The sequence below is a fragment of the Vibrio sp. MMG023 genome, assembly GCF_021654215.1.
Lineage (GTDB): Bacteria > Pseudomonadota > Gammaproteobacteria > Enterobacterales > Vibrionaceae > Vibrio > Vibrio jasicida.
Genome location: NZ_JAKFZP010000003.1, coordinates 363,334 through 380,590 on the forward strand (window position 1 = coordinate 363,334; position 17,257 = coordinate 380,590).

General features: G+C 47.0%; 12 protein-coding genes. 4 read left to right on the forward strand and 8 right to left on the reverse strand.

What is annotated here, in order from left to right; all coding sequences use genetic code 11:
- Position 1 precedes the first annotated feature (1 nt).
- Positions 2-4,465, forward strand: coding sequence for a chromosome partition protein MukB (gene mukB, locus L1076_RS11330; protein WP_237303770.1), 4,464 nt, complete (start codon positions 2-4; stop codon positions 4,463-4,465).
- Between the two features lie 69 nt (positions 4,466-4,534).
- Here mukB and L1076_RS11335 read toward each other — a convergent pair whose 3' ends face one another.
- Entirely contained in the window at positions 4,535-5,566 is a 1,032-nt protein-coding gene (locus L1076_RS11335) for an AraC family transcriptional regulator (RefSeq protein WP_237303622.1), read from the reverse strand.
- 165 nt (positions 5,567-5,731) lie between these two features.
- On the opposite strand from L1076_RS11335, the gene L1076_RS11340 reads away from it, so the two are divergent.
- The 3 genes from L1076_RS11340 (at position 5,732) to L1076_RS11350 (ending at position 10,496) form a co-directional block, all read left to right on the forward strand.
- Entirely contained in the window at positions 5,732-7,222 is a 1,491-nt protein-coding gene (locus L1076_RS11340) for a coniferyl aldehyde dehydrogenase (protein ID WP_237303623.1), read from the forward strand.
- Positions 7,223-7,303: 81 nt separating this feature from the next.
- Positions 7,304-8,869 carry a long-chain fatty acid--CoA ligase gene (locus L1076_RS11345; protein WP_237303624.1) on the forward strand — a complete coding sequence of 522 codons (1,566 nt, stop codon included), beginning with the start codon at positions 7,304-7,306 and terminating at the stop codon, positions 8,867-8,869.
- The gene (locus L1076_RS11350) at positions 8,856-10,496 is read left to right on the forward strand and encodes a GMC family oxidoreductase N-terminal domain-containing protein (RefSeq protein ID WP_237303625.1); all 1,641 of its coding nucleotides are present in this window, start codon (positions 8,856-8,858) and stop codon (positions 10,494-10,496) included. Before L1076_RS11345 ends, L1076_RS11350 begins: the two co-directional genes overlap by 14 nt.
- A gap of 89 nt (positions 10,497-10,585) precedes the next feature.
- Here L1076_RS11350 and L1076_RS11355 read toward each other — a convergent pair whose 3' ends face one another.
- The 7 genes from L1076_RS11355 to L1076_RS11385 all read right to left on the reverse strand — a co-directional run bounded on the left by L1076_RS11355 (position 10,586) and on the right by L1076_RS11385 (position 17,186).
- Positions 10,586-10,813, reverse strand: coding sequence for a hypothetical protein (locus L1076_RS11355; RefSeq protein ID WP_162142535.1), 228 nt, complete (start codon positions 10,811-10,813; stop codon positions 10,586-10,588).
- 125 nt (positions 10,814-10,938) lie between these two features.
- Positions 10,939-11,907: an alpha-L-glutamate ligase-like protein gene (locus L1076_RS11360; protein ID WP_038866784.1), complete on the reverse strand. Its 969-nt coding sequence runs from the start codon at positions 11,905-11,907 to the stop codon at positions 10,939-10,941.
- A gap of 3 nt (positions 11,908-11,910) precedes the next feature.
- A complete protein-coding gene (locus tag L1076_RS11365; RefSeq protein ID WP_038866785.1) occupies positions 11,911-13,416 on the reverse strand; it encodes an inactive transglutaminase family protein in 1,506 nt (501 codons plus the stop codon).
- 11 nt (positions 13,417-13,427) lie between these two features.
- The gene (locus L1076_RS11370; protein WP_038866788.1) at positions 13,428-14,174 is read right to left on the reverse strand and encodes an ATP-dependent zinc protease; all 747 of its coding nucleotides are present in this window, start codon (positions 14,172-14,174) and stop codon (positions 13,428-13,430) included.
- 219 nt (positions 14,175-14,393) lie between these two features.
- Positions 14,394-15,365 carry a tRNA 5-methoxyuridine(34)/uridine 5-oxyacetic acid(34) synthase CmoB gene (gene cmoB, locus L1076_RS11375; RefSeq protein ID WP_038875968.1) on the reverse strand — a complete coding sequence of 324 codons (972 nt, stop codon included), beginning with the start codon at positions 15,363-15,365 and terminating at the stop codon, positions 14,394-14,396.
- Positions 15,366-15,477: 112 nt separating this feature from the next.
- Positions 15,478-16,215, reverse strand: coding sequence for a carboxy-S-adenosyl-L-methionine synthase CmoA (gene cmoA, locus L1076_RS11380; RefSeq protein ID WP_038866790.1), 738 nt, complete (start codon positions 16,213-16,215; stop codon positions 15,478-15,480).
- Positions 16,216-16,319: 104 nt separating this feature from the next.
- On the reverse strand, positions 16,320-17,186 hold the full coding sequence (locus L1076_RS11385; RefSeq protein WP_104038009.1) for a DUF72 domain-containing protein: 867 nt from the start codon (positions 17,184-17,186) through the stop codon (positions 16,320-16,322).
- Between the last annotated feature and the right edge of the window lie 71 nt (positions 17,187-17,257).

The following is a 17,257-nucleotide window of genomic DNA, read 5'->3' on the forward strand; positions in this document are numbered from 1 at the left end:
CATGATTGAACGCGGTAAATACCAGTCGCTGACCATGGTCAACTGGAACGGCTTCTTTGCCCGTACGTTTGACATCGATGGTCTGGTCACCACGCTATCAGGTGGTAATGGTGCAGGTAAATCAACCACTATGGCGGCATTCATCACCGCACTGATTCCTGACCAAACGCTACTGCACTTCCGTAACACGACAGAAGCAGGCAGCAGCCAGTCGTCTCGCGACAAAGGTTTGTACGGTAAGCTACAACCGGGCGCGTGTTATGCGGCGCTGGACGTGGTGAACTCACGTAACCAACGTCTATTGTTTGCAGTAAAACTGCAGCAAGTTGCGGGTCGTGATAAAAAAGTAGACATCAAACCGTTTGTTATCCAAGGTCTTCCAAGCCATGTGAAACCAACGGATATCTTGGTTGAAAGCGTATCTGCGACTCAAGCTCGTGTTCGTCAAATCAACGAAGTAAAAGAATCGATCGCCGAGTTTGAGGGTGTTCAATTCAAAGCGTTCTCTTCTATTGTGGATTACCACGCGCAAATGTTTGAATTCGGTGTGATTCCGAAGAAACTGCGTAACTCTGGTGACCGCTCTAAATTCTACCGCCTGATCGAAGCATCGCTTTACGGTGGTATCTCAAGTGCGATTACACGCTCGCTACGTGACTACCTTCTGCCACAAAACGGCGGCGTGAAGAAAGCGTTCCAAGATATGGAATCAGCACTGCGTGAAAACCGCATGACGCTAGAAGCGATCAAAACCACGCAAGCAGACCGAGACTTGTTCAAACACTTGATCACAGAGTCGACTAACTACGTGGCCGCGGACTACATGCGTCACGCGAACGATCGTCGCAATAAGCTGGATAAAACGCTGTCATTGCGTTCAGAGCTGTTCGGTTCTCGTGAAACTCTCGTTGAGCAAAACAACCTGCTTAACCGCGTTCAAGAAGAGCTAGAGCTACTGAGCGAGTCGGAATCGGCTTTAGAGCAAGATTACCAAGCGGCTTCTGACCACTTGCAACTGGTGCAAAACGCACTGCGTCAGCAAGAGAAGATCGAACGCTACCAAGAAGATCTTGAAGAGCTGAGTGAGCGTCTTGAAGAACAGATGATGGTCGTGGAAGAAGCGCAAGAACGCGTGATGATGGTAGAAGAACAAGCAACCGTTGCGGAAGAAGAGGTGGACAGCCTTAAGACGCAACTGGCGGACTACCAACAAGCACTCGACGTTCAGCAAACTCGCGCCCTTCAATACCAACAAGCGGTTCAAGCGCTGGAAAAAGCGAAGCAACTACTTGGCGATGACAGCCTAACGGCAGAATCGGCGCAAGCGCTTGTCTCTGAGCTTAAGAGCAAAGAATCAGATAGCACTAACGCGTTGCTATCGGTTAAGCACAAACTGGACATGTCTTCTGCAGCAGCAGAGCAGTTCGAAACCGCGCTTAAACTGGTACAAAGCGTCGTTGGTCAAGTTGAGCGTAAAGACGCGTCTGAACATGCGAAAACCGCAATTGCGAAAGCGCGTGAATCTCAGCAAGTTGCGCAAAACGAACAACAATGGCGTGCACAGCACCGTGACCTTGAACGTAGCCTTAACCAGCAACGTCAAACGCGTGAGCTAGTCAACGAATACCAAAAGCAGTTCCATGTTGAACTGACTGACGAAATCACGTTTGGACAAGAGCGTGAACGTCATGCGATGCAAATCGACTCGTTAGAAATGACGCAGGAAGACGTGCGTGAACAACGCAGCGAACAGCGTCGTCTAGAGCAAGATGCAGCAGCGGAAATCAACAAGCTAGAAGCCATTGCACCAACATGGATTGCGGCGAACGATGCACTAGAAAAGCTGCGTGAGCAAAGTGGCGCTGAGCTAGAAGATAGCCAGTCGGTCATGAGCCAAATGCAAGTGGTGCTTGAGCAAGAGAAAACCCTTTCTCTGGCGAAAGACAAACTGGCAGAGCGTCGCAGCCAACTTGACACTGAGATTGAGCGTCTTGCTTCTCCTGGTGGCTCAAACGACCCTCGTCTGAAAGGTTTGGCAGATACACTAGGCGGTGTATTGCTGTCTGAGATCTACGATGACATCACGATTGATGACGCGCCTTACTTCAGTGCGATGTACGGTCCGGCTCGTCACGCTATCGTCGTTTCTGATCTATCTGGTATCGAAGAAAAACTGGTAGAGCTAGACGACTGTCCAGAAGACTTGTACATCATTGAAGGTGACATCGATGCCTTTGATGACAGCTCATTCGACGCAGAAGAGCTAGAAGGCGCGGTTTGTGTTCGCATGAACGACCGTCAAATGCGTTACTCTCGCTTGCCTGAAATCCCTCTGTTTGGCCGTGCAGCACGTGAGCAACGTTTAGAGCTACTACGCAATGAACGTGAAGAAGTGGTTGAGAAGCACGCGAAAGCAGCATTCGATTCGCAAAAAATGCAGCGTCTGTTCCAAGCGTTCAACCAGTTTGTGGCAAGCCACATTCAAGTAGCATTCGAAGCTGACCCAGAGCAAACGCTGGCAACCATTCGCGACAAGCGTAACCAAATCGCTCGCGTACTGGCTGATCTGGATGCGAAAGAGCAACAACAACGTTCTCAGCTTCAAACCAGCAAGCAAGCGTTGTCTTCTCTAGACAAGCTAGCACCAAACATGGCGTTGATTGAAGACGAGTCGCTGCAAGCACGCTTTGATGAGTTGGAAGAGAAAATCGCCCAGCTTTCAGAAGCAAAAGCGTTCCTAACCAACCACGCGAAAGCGGTGGCGGAACTGGAAAAAGTGGCGGTTGCCCTAGATGCCGATCCAGAGCAATTCGATGCGCTAGAAGCAGAATACAAAGCGGCAGATGAACAGCTACAAGATCTTAAGAAGCAAATCTTTGCACTCTCAGATCTCGTTGAGCGTCGCCACTACTTCGCTTATTCAGATTCAGTAGACCTACTGAACAAAAGCAGCGAGTTGAGCGAACAGCTAAAAGCAAAACTGGTTCAAGCTGAACAAATGCGTACTCGCTCTCGTGAAGAGTTGAAGCAATCGCAAGGCCAAATGAACCAATACAACCAAGTATTGGCTTCTCTGAAGAGTTCGCACCAAGCGAAGCTTGAGACGGTTCAAGAGTTCAAACAAGAGTTGCAAGAGTTTGGTGTTAACGCAGACGAAGGTTCAGAAGAACGTGCAATGCGTCGTCGTGACGAGCTGCATGAGCGTCTGCATACGTCTCGTAGCCGTAAGAGTGAATACGAACGTACCATTACTTCTACTGAGCTAGAAATGAAGGGTTTGGCGAAACGTCTGAAGAAAGTTCAGAAAGAATACGTTGAGCTGCGTACGTTCGTGGTTGCCGCGAAAGCAGGCTGGTGCTCAGTACTTCGCCTAGCGCGTGAGAACGATGTTGAGCGTCGTCTACACAAACGTGAACTGGCTTACATGTCAGCGGATGAACTGCGTTCAATGTCGGATAAATCATTGGGTGCGCTACGTCTAGCGGTTGCGAACAACGATGATCTTCGTGATGCGCTGCGTCTATCAGAAGACAATGCACGTCCAGAGCGTAAGGTTCTGTTCTACATCGCGGTTTACCAACATCTTCGTGAGCGTATTCGTCAAGATATCATCCGTACTGATGATCCAGTCGAAGCGATCGAAGAGATGGAAGTAGAGTTGGCACGTCTAACGGAAGAGCTAACGCAACGTGAAAACCGCCTAGCGATCAGCTCTGAGTCAGTAGCAAGCATCATCAAGAAGACGATTCAGCGTGAGCAAAACCGTATCCGTATGCTAAACCAAGGCTTGTCGAACATCTCGTTCGGTCAGGTAAAAGGCGTACGTCTAAACGTGAAGATCCGCGAAAGTCACGAAGTGCTACTTAACGGTCTAGCGACACAACAAGAGCAGCATAAAGATCTGTTTGAATCGACTCGCTTTACCTTCTCTGAAGCAATGGCGAAACTATTCCAACGCGTGAACCCACACATCGATATGGGTCAACGTTCTCCTCAGGTTTTGGGTGAAGAGTTGTTGGATTACCGTAACTACCTAGAGCTAAGTGTAGAAGTGAACCGTGGTACAGATGGCTGGTTGCAAGCGGAATCTGGCGCGCTATCAACAGGTGAGGCGATCGGTACTGGTCAGTCAATCCTACTGATGGTTGTTCAGAGCTGGGAAGAAGAATCACGCCGTTTGCGCAGCAAAGACATTGTACCTTGTCGTTTGCTCTTCTTGGATGAAGCAGCGCGTCTGGATACAAAATCGATCGCGACGTTGTTTGAATTGTGTGACCGTCTGGATATGCAGCTTCTTATCGCAGCACCAGAAAACATCAGCCCAGAGAAAGGGACGACCTACAAACTGGTGCGTAAGGTGTTTAAAGATCACGAACACGTACACGTGGTTGGTTTACGTGGCTTTGGTCAAACAGACAAACCTAAGACCGAAGCGCAAGAGATGATTGAAGAGTTTGAATCCTAAACTCCGAATCTAATAAAACGCCCGCAATGAATGCGGGCGTTTTTGTTTCTGTTCTGATGAACAACAAGCTTACAACTGAGGCGCTTGTCGTCGATATTGTCTTGGTGAGTCCCCGCTCCATTTACGAAAGGCGCAGCGGAAGTTTGCGCTGTCTGAAAAGCCAATACGTTCGGAGATCTCTTCAACGCTCATTTGTGTCGATGCGAGATAGTGACGCGCTAAGTGGAACCGAACATGGTCGAGAATTTGCTGATAGCTGGTCTCTTCCGATTTAAGGTGGCGTCGTAGCGTTCTTGAAGACATGCCTAATTCACTGGACAGTTGCTCTATCGACGGATAGCTCCCCGGCCTTTCGACGAACATTTGTGTGATCTTCTCTTTTAAACTGGCACCGCCACTCACTTTTGCCAACATTTCATCGCAAGACTTCAAGCACATTTGTAGCGTCATTGTATTTGCTGCAGGTAGCGGCTCATATAAGCTGGTGGCATCAAACTGCCATTCTAAACGATCACTATTGAATTCAATTTCGCAATGGAACACTTGTTTGTAAAGTTCGCTGTGTTCTGGTTCAGGATAGGGGAAGCGGATCACCTTCGAAGGGAAAGGCTTCTGCATTACCTCCTCACACAAGCTTTGAATGGCCGCGAACCAATATTCACAACAAAATGGCAGTAGTGATTGTAGATCGATAAGTTGCTCTGCACGAAAGTAGCCCGAATTATCTTCCACCCACATTTTTTTCTTTAAAACGGGTCCTGCCAGCCGAAGATACTTAAAGCCCATCATCAAAGCATCGAGTAGGGTGCTACTGCTGAAAACGGCATACCCAAGTACGCCAAAGTCACTAAATCGAGCTTGTTGTCCCACTTTTAGGCCAAGCCCCGGTTCTCCTGAATGAGCAATTGCGTTACTAAAAATGGTCAGTTTCTGAGCAAGGGTAATATGCGTGTCCGGCGCATAAAGTTCGAGAGCAGTAATACCACTGCCTTCAAGTAACGTTTCTACATTTATACTGGGCTCAAGGTAGCGTGTGAGTAGCTGCAAGTCCAAAACACCACAGGATTCGGTATCTGGCTCATAAACTGCGGTGTATTCCATGCGTTTCTCCTCTACATTCAGATATATCCTAGCGTGTATTGGGATGGTATTCAGTCATCCTTGTCTCAAAGCTGTCCGAATATCACCGTTTTTTGTCTCTTTGTAACCTGTGCCACATGTTATCAAAATGTTGTAATTGAATAAAATGCACGGTAGGAGAGAAACATGAATGTACTGGCAACGCAAAATAAGGAAATACAACGCGAACAAGGCACGTTTGCAACCAATGATCCTTTAGTCGGTGAGCTCACCATGTGGTTCTCGGAATTACAGTCTGCATACCAAGCTGAGCCGAACGCGACATTTGCGGTGAGAAAGCACCGACTCTTGGCGTTAAAGAAACAGTTGTCCCGTTATCAAGATGTCTTGGCAGACGCGATGAGTGAAGATTTTGGCGGCCGGAGTCACACCGAGTCCATTATGGCTGATGTGCTTGCGCCTATACTCGATATCAACCATGTTGTTCGCCATCTTAAAGGTTGGATGAAGCCAAGTCGAAGACCAACAGAGTGGTTATTCAAGGGCAATAAGCTGGAAGTGCGTTATCAACCAAAAGGGGTAGTTGGTATCATCTGTCCTTGGAATTTCCCGCTTTATCTGTCGATTGGTCCTATGATCACTGCGTTGGCTGCGGGTAATCGCTGCATGATTAAAATGCCACCAAATTGCCCGGCAACCACTCGACAAATGCGTCGCATGTTAGGCGAAATATTCCCTGATAACTTAGTTCGTATTGTGGATGGCAACCACCCAGAAGCGATGGAAATTTCTCATCTACCTTTTGATCACCTTGTGTTCACTGGGTCGCCAGCCAGCGGAAAAGTCATCATGGCCAATGCGGCAGCGAATCTAACGCCTGTGACCTTAGAGCTAGGTGGTAAATCCCCTGTGGTGGTATTTGATGATTATGACGTTGCAAAAGCCGCAGAGCGCATTGCGCATGGTAAAGGTTTTAATTCAGGGCAAATTTGTATCGCACCAGATTACGCGTTTGTGCCAGAAGGTAAGCAAGCAGCATTTGTTGAGGCGTTAAAGCACGCACATCAAACCATGTACGGTGAGATCAAAGCCAATCAGGATTACACCGCGTTAGTCGATGATGCCCAGCACAAACGATTCCACGATCTACTGGCGGATGCACGTGATAAAGGGGCGACTATCACTCAATGCCTCGACTATGGTGAAGGGCGTAAAACACCGCTGTACATCGCTACCAACCTGACACCCGAAATGCGTATTTGCCAAGAGGAAATCTTTGGCCCGCTTCTTCCTATTCACACTTACCGTTCTCTCGATGAGGTAATTCAATACATTATCGAGAGGCCACGACCGCTAGCATGTTACTTATTTAGCAATAATGCCGCGCAACGCGAAATCTTGCTTACTCAAACCCATAGTGGTGGTGTCACGATCAACGACTGGGGGTGGCATGTACTCAACCATTCAGTGCCATTTGGTGGCGTGGGTAACTCCGGCATTGGTAATTACCATGGAGAAGAAGGTTTTCGCGAACTCAGCCATGCGCGCACGGTACTAAAAATGCGCGATTGGTTCCCGATTCAGTTGTTTGCACCGCCATATGGCAACATGGTGCAGAAGCTGGTACTGCGAGTGTTTGCGGGCAAACCCGACCCAGATTTAAACAAGCACTCATAACCCTCGATACTTACCTCTCTACATAAAGAATCTTCAGCAGCCAGTGCTCGCTGGCTGCCTTGCGACCAAAGGAGATCATGGATGCACAACCTTGCTGTCAATCTGGAGCGCAGTGCTGCGCTCTTTCCTTCAAAAGCTGCGCTCAGGATGGGCGATGATGAAATCAACTACGCACTGCTCGACAAATTTGCAGGCAATATTGCTACGAACCTAAATCGACTTGGACTAAAAGTTGGTGACAAAGTTGCACTGTCTTGTCCAAACATTACTTACTTCCCAATCGTGTATTACGGGATTTTAAAAGCAGGCTGTGTCGTAGTTCCTTTGAATGTGCTGTTTAAAGGCCGTGAGATTGCTTACCACCTCAACGACTCTGATGCAAAAGCGTATTTCTGCTTTGAAGGAAGCGAAGAGCTGCCAATGGGAAGCTACGGTAGACACGGTTTCTCTGAAGCTGAGCAGTGCGAACACTTTATCTCTTTGTCAGAACGATGCAGAGAAGAAGAGCACGCTGTTGATGCTTGGCTTATGCAAGACAATAAGTCGTTTGAGTCAATCAGCAGAAATGGTGATGATACCGCCGTTATTCTTTATACCTCAGGCACGACCGGTCAGCCGAAAGGGGCGGAGTTATCTCACACCAACATGTTAACGAACGCTATGTCTTCCCAGTATCTGATGCGGTTGGAATACAGTGATACCACTATGGCAACCTTGCCTCTGTTCCACAGTTTTGGTCAGACCGTGATGATGAATGCCAGTGTGCTGACAGGCTCTACTATGGTGTTGATCCCGCGCTTTGAGCCAAAGTTTGTGATTGAACAAATCATCCAGCATAAAGTCAGCGTGTTTGCAGGTGTGCCTACAATGTACATCGCATTACTCAGAGCGGGTGAGCAATCTCCGGAGCATTCCGAATTAGTAAAGCACAGTCTTCGCATAGGAGTGTCTGGTGGAGCTTCTATGCCTGTAGAAGTGATTCGTCAATTTGAACAACGCTTTGAACTGCCAGTATTGGAGGGTTATGGATTATCAGAAACCGCACCAGTGGCCACGTTTAATCATAGTGATGGAGACCGACTACCAGGCAGTGTCGGACAACCATTATGTGGCTACGTGATTAAGATTGCGGACGTAAAAGGTCACGCCCAAGCCGTGGGTGAATTAGGGGAAGTCTGCATAAAAAGCGCAAGTGTAATGAAAGGCTATTACGGACGACCAGAAGCAACTCGTGAGGCGTTGCGCGATGGTTGGTTCTTAACGGGCGATATTGGACGAGTGGATAAACACGGCAACTTGTTCATTGTCGACCGCGTTAAAGACATGATTATCCGAGGCGGTTATAACGTCTATCCGCGTGAAATAGAAGAAGTCTTAATGTGTCATCCTGATGTAGAAATGGTCGCTGTTGTCGGTGAACATGATGACCGCCTTGGTGAAGAGGTACATGCGCATGTTGTGCTTCATCAAGATGCAAAAACGGATAGTCATACTTTGATTACTTGGTGTAGAGAGCAACTTGCTGATTACAAATACCCACGTCGTGTCTTCATTCGCAAAGCACTGCCTATGACGGCAACGGGGAAGATCCTTAAACGTGAGCTTCATCCTTTAGATATCGCGGAGGTCGAAGATGGACAGTTATGATTTTATTGTAGTCGGTGGTGGTTCTGCGGGTTGTGTTTTAGCGTCTCGACTCACCGAGGACCCTGATGTCACCGTGTGTTTGTTGGAGGCGGGTGGTACCGATTCGAGCCCTTTTATTCATACGCCAGTGGGTGTAGTGGCAATGATGCCGACCAAGATAAACAACTGGGGGTTTGAAACGGTTCCTCAAGCTGGACTGAATGGCCGAAAAGGCTACCAACCAAGAGGAAAAACTTTAGGTGGCTCGAGTTCTATCAATGCGATGATGTACGCCAGAGGGCATCAATATGATTACGACCTTTGGGCCAGTCTTGGCAACGAAGGTTGGAGTTATGACGATTGCTTACCGTATTTCAAGAAAGCAGAAAATAACGAAGTTCACCAAGATGATTATCATGGACAAGGTGGGCCACTGAACGTCGCGAACTTACGCTCGCCAAGTGATGTTCTTGAGCGTTATTTAACCGCCTGTGAGTCGATAGGTGTACCTCGTAATCACGATATCAACGGAGCCGACCAGTTTGGTGCTATGCCAACCCAAGTAACACAGCGCAATGGGGAGCGGTGCAGCGCCGCAAAAGCCTATCTGACTCCAAACCTGAACCGACCTAATCTGACTGTTTTGACCAAAGCTACGACTCATAAAGTGTTGTTTGAAGGAAATCGAGCTGTTGGAGTTGAGTATGGTCTGAAAGGGCAGAGCTTTCAGATCAAATGCACGAAAGAAGTGATTCTTTCTGCAGGGGCGTTTGGCTCTCCGCAGATCCTGATGCTTTCAGGTGTGGGGGCAAAGAAAGAATTAGAATTCCACGGAATCGAGCAAATCCATGAATTGCCCGGTGTCGGGGAGAATCTGCAGGATCATATTGATTTGGTTCATACTTACCGGAGCAGCGCGAAGCGAGATACGTTTGGTGTATCACTCAAAATGGCATCCGAAATGACTAAGGCTTTACCACAGTGGATGAAAACACGTAGTGGGAAAATGACCAGTAATTTTGCAGAAGGTATAGGGTTCTTGCGTTCAGATGATGATGTCGACGTGCCCGATCTAGAGTTTGTCTTTGTGGTGGCGGTGGTTGACGATCACGCTCGTAAGATCCACGCTAGTCATGGGTTTAGTTCGCATGTGACGTTACTTCGACCGAAAAGTATTGGGACGGTTAAGCTAAACAGTGCAAACCCTTATGATGTACCAAAGATTGATCCTGCTTTTTTCAGTCACCCTGAAGACATGGAAATCATGATTAAAGGCTGGAAGAAGCAACACCAAATGCTGGAAAGCCAAGCGTTTGATGACATACGTGGGGCCAGCTTTTATCCCGTGGATGCGAACGATGAGAAAGCCATCGAGCAAGATATTCGTAATCGAGCGGATACCCAATATCATCCCGTAGGCTCCTGCAAAATGGGTATGGCGAACGATCCTTTCGCCGTGGTAGATAGCAATCTTAAGGTTTATGGATTAGAGGCACTAAGAGTTGTCGACGCGTCGATTATGCCGACGCTAGTGGGCGGGAATACCAATGCGCCAACCATTATGATCGCGGAGAAAGTGGCGGATACCATCAAAGCTAGTTATCGCTTAGATGAGAGTATTGAGAAGCCAGCCACCGCTTCGATATAAGTTACACCCTTCAAAAAATAAAATAAGCCGAGGCTGTAGGACAACAGTCTCGGCTTATTAGCAGGCACTTAAAAGCGAAAAGGTAAGTGCTATTCTTCTGAAAAGTCGTTTCCGGTTTCGATCATTTCAGCAAGCTCATCAAGTGCTTGGACAGAGATTTCCGACAAACGTTGTAAATGTTGATCAAAGTTCTCTTGTTCAACAAGCGGTGTTTCATTGTTATTAATTTCTTTTGTTAGCATCGCCCAACCTCTTGAGTTGAGTAAGGGGGAGACGACATGATAAGCAAAAGTATGAGAAAAAAAGAAACGATCCATGTGTAATCTGTTAGCTGGATCATCGATTGCAGTGATAGAAGTGATGAATTACTTAGAAAGCGAGCGATAGAGCTCAAATATGAAAGGTTAGCTAGCAGCTACGTTAATAGCTGCTAGCTAAGAGATTAGAACTGAGATTTAGAACCAAACTGTTCAGCAGCGTAAGCAACGCGCTCTTTTGGTTTTGGATATTCGGCCGGCATACCAAGGTTTTCAATATGTTTTAAACGAGGTAGCAAACCCGCGCCGTTGGCGATTTGAATAGCTAAACCCGGACGAGCGTTCAACTCCAACACCATTGGTCCTTCTTCTTTGTCCAACACCATGTCAGTACCCATGTAACCAAGTCCTGTCATTTCCCACGCACTCGATGCAAGCTCTAATAAGCGCTCCCAATGAGGTACTTGTAGGGTTGATAGATCTTTGCCAGTATCTGGGTGATGCGTAACAGGTTGGTCGAACTGCACCGCACGAATCGCTTTACCGGTGGCAATGTCGATGCCAACGCCAACCGCACCTTGGTGAAGGTTAGCCTTACCGTCAGATGCCGCAGTAGAACAACGCATCATCGCCATCACTGGGTAGCCTTTAAAGACGATAATACGAACGTCAGGCACGCCTTCGTAACTGAAACCATCAAAACAGTCATCGAACTTGATTAGGTTTTCTACGACTGCAACGTCATTCTTACCACCTAGAGAAAACAGACCAGCCAGTGCGTTACTGATATGGCGTTCTACATCCTCTTTATTGATGGTTGCACCAGATGGCTTGGTGTAAACGCCATCTTTGTGCGAAGTGATAACAAGGATACCCTTACCACCACTTCCTTGCGCTGGCTTGATTACAAAACCTGGCCAGTCCAATACCATCTTGTGGATCTTTTTGACTTCAGCTTGGCTGTCAATCACGCCGATAAGAGCAGGCACTGTCGCACCTGCTGCTTCAGCAATGATTTTTGTCTTTAGCTTGTCATCCACCAACGGGTATTTTGAGCGATCATTGTAGCGACCAATATAGCTATGGTTACGCTTGTTCATCCCCATAATGCCTTTATGGCGAAGCTTTGCTGGCGAAGTGAAACGTTCAAACATCGTTTAGTCCTCCGCTAGTGGCTTAAATCGACGTAGTTCTGTTAGACGGTAGCCTGTGTAAGTACCTAGTAATAGGATGCCTGCAAGAACAATCAGTTGTAGGCCAATGAAGTTAAACGTTAAGTGTTGGATATAAACGTTCGTCATCGCTAGGTAAACCAAGACAGCGGTTAGTAGTGAACCACCACCTTGAAGAACTACTTCTTTCGCACCTTCTTCTTCCCATAGAATCGACATACGTTCGATCGTCCATGACAAGATGATCATTGGGAAGAACGTAATTGTTAGACCTTCTGTTAGGCCAATCTTGAATGCGACTACGGTGAAGACCGAGATGATCATAATTACGGTTATGATTACGGCGGATATCCTTGCAACCAGAAGTAAGTTAAGCCTCGAGAGGTAACTTCGTATTATCAAGCCAGTACCGACAATTAATAGGAAGCCGACAATACCAGTTACCAGTTGCGTTTGAACAAATGCAACCGCAATCAATACTGGCATGAAGGTGCCCGAAGTTTTCAGACCGATGATGACACGCAGGAACACAACAATCAGTGCGCCGATTGGGATCAACATGATGGTCTTAAACATGGCTTGCTCTTCAAGTGGCAAACTATGGATAGAAAGGTTGAGTAGGCCATCCGCTTCCACTTTATTGTCAGTGGCTTGCTGTGGAGTCACTTCCTGCTTAATCATAGAGAAGTGAACTTGGCTGTTTTTACCGCCAACTAAGTCAAGTAGGGAAACGTTCGATTCATCCCATACGAGAAGGTTAGGTTGTGCTGCGGCTTGCTCTGAATTTGGCGAGAAGAGAACCCATTCTTCCCCCGACCATACCTGAACCATAGGCTGAATAGCTTGACGACGGCGGCCGTCTTCTAATTCGATTACACCAACGATTTTGCTTTGCACGCCTGCAGTAAGTAGGATCTTGTGTAATGCATCGGTACGATCAAAGTCATTAAGAATCAGCGCTGAGTTTTGGCTGTCTGGATCGTTTAGCGTTTTGATCAGCTCGCGAGCAAAGGTGACATTGTCTGCTGAGCGGCTCATTGCACGTTCAATCAATGCATTGGCGGCGGCTTGTTGCGGCGCTGAAAGGGTAGGTTTTGTGATTTCACCTGCAGGTGGCTGTTCATCCACTTTTGCTTGTGGGTCAACTAAGAACTGGGCTTTGTAGTAAATAGTTTGTGGGCCACTTGCTTGACGGATTGACCATTCTGCACGACGACCAGAGTCTGAGTTGACGTAAGAAACGCCGTAACCTGGAGACGATGCTGATTCACCAATCAGGGTGTAACCATTTTGAGTATGCGGCGCAGCAAGAGAAGCTTTTACTTCGTTGCCATTCGCATTAAATTCGATACGGGCTTCAACATCCCAAATTTGACGTGTTTCACCTGGAGTCCAAGGTACGCCGTAATTCTGATGTCTGAAAACACTCAAAGCGATGCCTGCAATCACCAACAGGATGATTGACAGGTAAAACGGTATTCTGGACGTCATAATCTACCTTATTATTTTTTATCTTCTTCCGTTTGAACGTATTTACGGCTCACATCAACGAGTGCGATGTCGCGCATAAACTCTCTTCCTAGTAACACAGGATGGTTCATTTGAGAACGATCTGCCAACGTAAATTGCGCTTTTTCATGAATTTTTCCAACGCGCACCCAAAGTTCAACAACAGCTCGACGCTCTAGTTCTTCAGTGGTTGCTTGACGGATTTTCACGTAGCGAATAATTGGCGCTTCAATCCAAATGTCTTTCTCTTCATCTGACTTGGTATTGTCAGCAAGATGGAAACGCACCCAGTTTTTGCCATTTCTTTCGAATTCTTCAATATCGACTGCATTTAATGAAGACGTTGCTGCGCCAGTATCGACACGTGCATCGAAAGTTTGTTTGATGGAGTCAATAGTCACTCGCTCTATGGAGCCCAGGACAATGTCATGAGTAGGAGTCGCCTGAACAGGCGCAGGAGCTTGAACGATAATAGGCTCTTTCGGCTTTCTTACTTCGTCCATCGCTTCTTTACGGAAGGTATTGAGTTCGCCATTTAACTTATCCACTTGGCCTTCTAAACTTTCGATGTAATCCGATTGGTTACTAAGTTGAAGCTCTAAGTTGGTAACGCGAGTATTGAAATTCGTCTCTGAAGCTTGAATAGCGGCTAACGTTTCTTGGTGGTACTGTTCGCCTTTTGTAAGGGTACATCCTGACAATAGGGCGATTGCAACAACCGGAGTCAATCGTATAAACATTGAAAACCTTGGGATTGGATTAAGTTGTTTGTTTTTTAAGAGTTTAGCGTTATCGCCAAAGGCTCACAAGTAAGAATCTTTCGCAGTCTCTTACAGAGTGAGGAATAGTGACGAAAAGCCAGAAATTAAGGACGCAATATGCATCCTTAATTAGATTGAAGAGAGGTTAATGTCTTAAAGGAAGGAGTGAGTTAAGACAATGTCAGAAATCTCAGTTAATTATGGCTTAGTTGCGACAAGTACCGCACGACGAGGGGCAGGGTAGCCTTCAACGGTTTTCGTTGGGTCGTTTGGATCAAGGTAGTCAGGTAGTGAGTTATGTGTCATCCAGTCAGTAGTACGTTGTTCTCCGACTGACGTTACATTCTCATCTACGATACGAACGTCTTTAAAGCCAACCAATTCTAGCCAAACTTTTAGTGCTTTCGCTGAAGGGAAGAAATACACATTACGCATTTGCGCGTAACGAGAAGTCGGAACCAATACTGCGTTCTCATCGCCTTCAATCACTAGTGTCTCTAATACAAGCTCACCGCCTGCCACTAACTGGTCTTTCAGTTGCACCAAGTGATCCAGTGGGGAGCGGCGGTGGTAAAGAACGCCCATGCTGAATACGGTATCGAACGCTTCTAGCTTAGGTAGTTGCTCAATACCTAATGGAAGGAGGTGAGCACGTTGGTCATCGCCCATCAACTTACGAATCGCTTCGAACTGAATTAGGAACAGGTGAGAAGGATCGATACCAACCGTTAAGCGTGCACCTTCACCCAGCATGCGCCACATGTGGTAGCCGTTACCACAACCTACATCGAGCACGCTGCGGTTTTTCAGAGGTGAGATGTGCGGTAGAACACGATCCCATTTCCAGTCACTGCGCCATTCAGTATCGATATGAATACCGTGCACTGTGTATGGACCTTTGCGCCACGGGTGGAACGTACGCAGCAGGCTTTCTAACTTCTTCAGCTCACCTTCATGGAAAGGCGTATCGTTGCTGATGGTCACTGAGTTTTTGATGTCCACTTGGTTTGGTGCACCTTGTGGGATCTTGTTCAGCGCTTTTAGCCAGCGACCAAAATCACCGTGCTCAGCATTTTGCCAATCTGTTAACTGTTGAGGTAATACGTTTAGCCACGGCTGAAGACGAGTGTCTTGCGCGATTAACTGATAAAAATTAGCAAAATTAAACATAGTTTTTCACTGAGTAATAAATTAAAAAATTGACACTAAATGCGAAACGTTAAGACTTTCTCGCTTCTCGCTTCTCGCTTCTCGCTTCTCGCTTCTCGCTTCTCGCTTCTCGCTATTTAATCGCAAACATCGAACCGAAGTTAAAGCACTGGAACCAAACGTCGTAGCTTGAGAAACCAATTTTCGCGAAACGCTCTTTATGATCTTTCTTCGAATCAGGGCGCATCACGTTTTCAATTGCGCTGCGCTTTTGGCTGATCTCAAGTTCGCTGTAGCCATTTGCACGTTTAAAGTCGTGGTGAAGGTCAATCAACAGCTCGTTAGACACTTCATCTTCAAACACAAACTTCTCAGACAGAATCAAAATGCCACCTGGGCGCAAACCCGCGTAGATTTTCTCCAATAGCGCATAGCGGTCTTCTGGAGAAAGGAATTGCAGTGTGAAGTTCAATACCACAACCGACGCGTTTTCGATTTCAATATCGCGGATATCCGCCTCTACCACATCAACTGGCGTGTCACTTCGGTAGGCGTTTACATGAAGCTTACAGCGCTCAACCATCGCAGGAGAGTTGTCCACTGCAATGATTTGACAACCTTCTTGTTTGATATGACGACGCATAGACAGCGTAGCAGCACCCAAAGAACAGCCTAGATCGTAGATGTTTGAGTGAGGTTTAACAAAACGCTCTGCCAACATACCAATGGCAGAAATGATGTTGCTGTAACCCGGCACCGATCGTTGAATCATGTCAGGGAAAACTTCCGCTACGCGTTCATCGAACGTGAAATCCCCAATTTTATCGATTGGAGCCGAAAAAATAGTATCTGGATTGCTGTTAGGGTTCATAACCAAATCTCTGCATACAAGCTGCCCGAAACGTCAGGCATCAAAAAAGGCGCGTATTTTATGGGAAATTCGCGCCTCTGTCATTTGCTTAATTATAAGCTTACCTAAAACATTTGTATTTGTGAGTTGCCATCATTGGCAGGAAACGAAGACAAATTGGGCAGTGAGAGCTTAAGTTGTAGCTGCTTATAAAGCTTTTCAGCCAGTTCTGGTGCTAAGACGTTATCTGGCGTGTGAATCATCAAGTAAGGTTGAATGCCTTGTTCAATCCACATCGGTAACTTCTGCAACCAAGGTTCGAAAAAGCGCAGGTTGTCTTCCATGTCGGGATGACCGATAAAGCGAATCATCGGGTGCTTAGCTGTCGCAATTGCATGAACTGGAACGCGAGGCTTTTTCTGGTGGGCATCGATCACCGCTTCGGTCGTCGGCTGCGCGGCGAACACTGGGCGGCTGTCCATGATAATGCGGTCAATGCCACTCTCAAGTAGCCATTGATTCAACGCACGTTCTTCTTCACCTTTGGAGAAAAACGCCATATGACGAACTTCCACTCCAAGTGGGAAATTCGGCGGAAAGCTGGCACAGAACTTCTTCAACCTATCAAGATAGTCGGGGCCAAAAGCAGCAGGGAGCTGAATCGTCCATTGCCCAACACGTTCATGAAGCGGTTCCATGACCTTCATAAAGTCACGTAACTGCTCGTCGCAACCTCTGAGCATCTGCTCGTGAGTAATGGTTTTTGGCAACTTAAAGGTGAATTTGAAATTGTCGTGAGTCGCGGCTTTCCAGTTTTGCACCGTGTTGAGCGTCGGTGTGGCATAAAAGGTGGTGTTGCCCTCTACGGTATGGAACACCTGCGCGTACTTTTCGAGTCGCTCTGCGGGCTTGGTTCCGCTGCCATAAAAGCTTTGTTGCCATTGGTTGTGCGACCACATGGTCAATCCTAGTCGAAGGGGTAAATTATCCATATATCTGCTTTACGTTTTTTCCTGAGCCCACTTTACGAGAGTTTTGCTGAAATGGGTAATTTCACGCTATA

Coding starts and splice junctions, on each gene's coding strand:
- mukB (WP_237303770.1), top strand. CDS start 2: ATGATTGAACGCGGTAAATACCAGTCGCTGACCATGGTCAACTGGAAC.
- L1076_RS11335 (WP_237303622.1), bottom strand. CDS start 5,566: ATGGAATACACCGCAGTTTATGAGCCAGATACCGAATCCTGTGGTGTT.
- L1076_RS11340 (WP_237303623.1), top strand. CDS start 5,732: ATGAATGTACTGGCAACGCAAAATAAGGAAATACAACGCGAACAAGGC.
- L1076_RS11345 (WP_237303624.1), top strand. CDS start 7,304: ATGCACAACCTTGCTGTCAATCTGGAGCGCAGTGCTGCGCTCTTTCCT.
- L1076_RS11350 (WP_237303625.1), top strand. CDS start 8,856: ATGGACAGTTATGATTTTATTGTAGTCGGTGGTGGTTCTGCGGGTTGT.
- L1076_RS11355 (WP_162142535.1), bottom strand. CDS start 10,813: ATGGATCGTTTCTTTTTTTCTCATACTTTTGCTTATCATGTCGTCTCC.
- L1076_RS11360 (WP_038866784.1), bottom strand. CDS start 11,907: ATGTTTGAACGTTTCACTTCGCCAGCAAAGCTTCGCCATAAAGGCATT.
- L1076_RS11365 (WP_038866785.1), bottom strand. CDS start 13,416: ATGACGTCCAGAATACCGTTTTACCTGTCAATCATCCTGTTGGTGATT.
- L1076_RS11370 (WP_038866788.1), bottom strand. CDS start 14,174: ATGTTTATACGATTGACTCCGGTTGTTGCAATCGCCCTATTGTCAGGA.
- cmoB (WP_038875968.1), bottom strand. CDS start 15,365: ATGTTTAATTTTGCTAATTTTTATCAGTTAATCGCGCAAGACACTCGT.
- cmoA (WP_038866790.1), bottom strand. CDS start 16,215: ATGAACCCTAACAGCAATCCAGATACTATTTTTTCGGCTCCAATCGAT.
- L1076_RS11385 (WP_104038009.1), bottom strand. CDS start 17,186: ATGGATAATTTACCCCTTCGACTAGGATTGACCATGTGGTCGCACAAC.